Here is a 3594-nt window from a genome sequence, read left to right as displayed (position 1 = left end):
GTCGGTTGTCAGCTTTTCATAGCCTTCAGCCAACATCGGATATTTCTCAAAACTCGCCATCAGGCAAAACCCTTCGTCACAAAAACATCCCGACCGGAGAAATGATAACCATCAATCCGATATGCAGTTCAATTGTCGGGGAACGATACTGCTCGTGTTAATAATAGTCTTGAAGTGGCCGAACTTCAAGTTGCCGTTGCTGCAGCGCCGCAATCGCCTGTGCAACCGCGATGCTTCCTGCGGCTGTTGTATATTGCGAAACCTTGCCAACCAACGCGGAACGGCGGATTTCTTCGCTGTCTTTCAGGCTCTGCCAACCTTCGGTGGTGTTGAAAATCAGTTGGATTTCACCATCTTTAATCTTGTCGACGATGTGCGGGCGGCCCTGCGCGACCTTGTTCACGCGCTCGACCTCTATCCCCTGCTCACGCAGATAATTGGCTGTGCCGTCGGTTGCGCATACGGTAAAGCCGCACGCAATCGCTTGTTTGACAGCGGGGACGATAACCGGCTTGTCTGTGTCTTTCACCGAAACGAACAGCTTCCCGCCCATCGGTGGCGGCATCCGCGCGCCGATTTGCGATTTGGCAAAGGCCGTCGCAAAATCGCGATCGATACCCATGACTTCGCCTGTTGATTTCATTTCAGGCGACAGCACGGGGTCAACACCGGGGAAACGATCAAACGGGAATACTGCTTCCTTGACCGCGATATAATCGATGTCGAGGTTGATGGGTGGCAAGTCCTTGAGCTTTTCCCCCGCCATAACGCGCGCAGCGATCTTGGCGATAGGTGCGCCGATGGCCTTTGCGACGAAAGGCACGGTCCGGCTGGCACGTGGATTGACCTCGATCAGGTACACCTCGCCATCCTTGACCGCGAACTGGATGTTCATCAGGCCACGGACATGCAGGTTGACCGCAAGCAATTCGGTCTGGCGGCGGATTTCGGCAATGATGTTATCAGGCAGGCTGTAGGGCGGGATGGTGCAGGCGGAATCGCCGCTGTGCACGCCAGCTTCCTCAATATGCTGCAATATGCCGGCAACAACGACTTCGTCGCCATCGCACAAAGCATCCACATCCACCTCAATGGCGTCCCGCAGATAGCTGTCGATCAACACGGGCGAGTCGCCCGAGACGATCACGGCCGTTTGGATGTAATTTTCCAGCTGCGCCTGCGTATCGACGATTTCCATCGCACGCCCGCCAAGGACGTAGGACGGCCGCATCAGCACGGGGTAGCCGATGCTCTCGGCAACCTTAATGGCTTCGTCACGGCTACGCGCAATGCCGTTTTCGGGCTGCTTGAGCTTCAGTCTGTTGATAAGCGCGGCAAAGCGTTCGCGGTCTTCGGCCAGATCGATGGCGTCGGGCGATGTTCCCAAAATCGGGATTCCAGCTGCCTCAAGCGCCTTTGCGAGGTTCAGCGGGGTCTGACCACCGAACTGGACGATGACGCCCTTCAGCGTGCCATTCTGCTGTTCAACATGCAGGATTTCCAGCACGTCTTCCGCGGTCAGTGGCTCGAAATATAAACGGTCGCTGGTGTCATAATCTGTCGACACGGTTTCCGGGTTGCAGTTGACCATGATCGTTTCATAGCCCGCATCCGCCAACGCAAAGCAGGCATGGACGCAGCAATAATCGAACTCAATCCCCTGCCCGATGCGGTTCGGACCACCGCCAAGGATAACGACCTTCTCACGATCCGTGGGCTGGCTCTCGCACTCCGGCACACCGAAGCTTGGGGCTTCATAGGTTGAATACATATAAGGCGTCTTGGCCTCAAACTCCGCAGCGCAGGTGTCGATGCGTTTGAACACGGGGCGCACGCCCAATTTGTGCCGCAATGCGCGCACCTCATCTTCGGTCACGGCGCCAGCAATCGCGCGGGCGGCCTGCATGGCGATGCCAGAACCACGGCGGACTGCGGTTTCCATGCCCGGGCGGATATTGACCGATTCCAGCGCCAGATAGGCCAGCCGCTTGTCCGAAAAGCCCATGGCTTTCAGACGGCGAAGCGCCTCGGGCGTATTGGGCAAACCGTTCGTCTTGACGTCATTTTCCGCCGCAACGATTTCTTCCAGCCGTTCAAGGAACCACGGATCGAACTTCGCAATTGCGTGAATTTCGGCAACGCTCATGCCCTCACGCAGCGCTTGCGCCGCGACCAACAGCCGGTCTGGCGTCGCACGGCTCAATTCGGCAGAAAGCTGATCTTTCGATACACCCTTCAGCGCGTCGACATAATTGAAACCCGAAAGCCCGGTTTCCAGCCCACGAAGCGCCTTTTGCAGGCTTTCGTGGATGTTGCGGCCAATCGCCATCACTTCGCCCACGGACTTCATCGCCGTGTGCAACAATGGCTCGGCGCCCTTGAACTTTTCAAAGGCAAAGCGCGGAATTTTGGTGACGACATAATCAATCGTCGGCTCGAACGACGCTGGCGTTGCGCCGGTAATGTCGTTGGTGATTTCGTCGAGCGTGAAACCAACCGCCAGCTTCGCCGCAACCTTGGCAATCGGGAAGCCAGTGGCTTTCGATGCAAGCGCCGACGAACGCGATACGCGCGGGTTCATTTCAATCACGATCAGGCGGCCATCCTTCGGATTGACTGCGAACTGTACGTTCGAACCACCTGTTTCTACACCGATTTCACGCAAGCACGCGATGCTCGCGTTGCGCATGATCTGATATTCTTTGTCGGTCAGCGTCAGCGCTGGCGCAACCGTGATGGAATCGCCGGTATGCACGCCCATCGGGTCGATATTTTCAATCGAGCAGATGATGATGGCATTATCCGCGCGGTCGCGCACGACTTCCATTTCATATTCTTTCCAACCGAGGAGCGATTCTTCAATCAGCACTTCGGTCGTTGGCGATGCATCCAACCCGCCGGTGACGATCTTGATGAATTCGTCGCGGTTGTATGCAATCCCACCGCCGGTACCGCCCATGGTGAAGCTTGGGCGAATGATTGATGGCAGGCCCGTGCGCTCAAGCACCTCAAGCGCTTCTTCCATCGAATGCGCGATGCCCGAGCGCGCCGATTCCAGACCAATTTTGGTCATCGCGTCGCGGAATTTGATCCGGTCTTCAGCCTTGTCGATAGCTTCGGCATCGGCGCCGATTATCTCGACACCATATTTCGCCAGCGTGCCGTCGTTGAACAAAGCCAAAGCCACGTTCAAAGCGGTCTGCCCGCCCATGGTCGGCAACACCGCGTCGGGGCGTTCTTTTTCGATGATCTTGGCAACGATTTCGGGCGTAATCGGCTCGACATAGGTCGCGTCCGCCATATCCGGATCAGTCATGATCGTCGCCGGATTGGAATTGACGAGGATGATGCGATAGCCCTCTTCGCGCAACGCTTTGCACGCCTGCGTCCCCGAATAATCAAACTCGCACGCCTGCCCGATGATGATAGGGCCAGCGCCGATGATGAGGATCGATTTTATGTCAGTACGTTTGGGCATTTAATTCATATTTCCAAAGGCCCCAGTCGCACTTTCACGAATACGACAGAGTGTAGAGGATGTCAGTGCGCAGCACATGGAATAGAGGGCCGGCATTAGGCTACTCACCCCATCAT

1 protein-coding gene is annotated in these 3594 nt (G+C 56.4%); it reads right to left on the bottom strand.

The features are described 5' to 3' along the window. Positions 1-157: 157 nt before the first annotated feature. A complete protein-coding gene (gene carB / locus ACIQ0G_RS10660) occupies positions 158-3478 on the bottom strand; it encodes a carbamoyl-phosphate synthase large subunit (RefSeq protein ID WP_397577882.1) in 3321 nt (1106 codons plus the stop codon). Positions 3479-3594 lie beyond the last annotated feature (116 nt).

Origin of the sequence: Sphingorhabdus sp. (assembly GCF_044354325.1) — a bacterium.
Lineage (GTDB): Bacteria > Pseudomonadota > Alphaproteobacteria > Sphingomonadales > Sphingomonadaceae > Sphingorhabdus_B.
The sequence above is the reverse complement of the archived record's forward strand: the minus strand, read 5'-3'. Positions and strand labels throughout refer to the sequence as shown.

Coding starts and splice junctions, on each gene's coding strand:
- carB (WP_397577882.1), bottom strand. CDS start 3,478: ATGCCCAAACGTACTGACATAAAATCGATCCTCATCATCGGCGCTGGC.